The sequence below is a fragment of the Pseudomonas sp. 43(2021) genome, from assembly GCF_017490805.1.
Lineage (GTDB): Bacteria > Pseudomonadota > Gammaproteobacteria > Pseudomonadales > Pseudomonadaceae > Aquipseudomonas.
Map to the genome: position 1 here is coordinate 1 of NZ_JAFGYJ010000630.1, position 282 is coordinate 282.

1 protein-coding gene is annotated in these 282 nt (G+C 61.0%); it reads right to left on the minus strand.

Annotated elements, in window-relative coordinates:
• Positions 1 to 282 (minus strand): immunoglobulin-like domain-containing protein (locus tag J5M71_RS29050; protein ID WP_207839143.1); only part of this gene is annotated, 282 nt, incomplete at both ends.

Here is a 282-nt window from a genome sequence, read left to right on the forward strand (position 1 = left end):
CGGTCACTTGAACCGTAGCGGCACCACCCAGCTGCAGATTTTCGAAAGTCGCACCGGTTGCATCCACAGCCGAACTGATGCCCAGGCTGATCTGGCCAGCATCGTTATAGACGTCATCGCCCTGCGCCGCATGGGTGTACGGTGCACTGGTTTCCCCAGCCTTGATGGTGACCTGGGCATTGTTGCTCAGGGTCACGACCAGGTCGTGGGCCAGCGCCTGGTTGATGTGCACGGTGAAGGTCGGATTGACGTTCTCGGCCACCGAGGCCTGGTCGGCAGTGA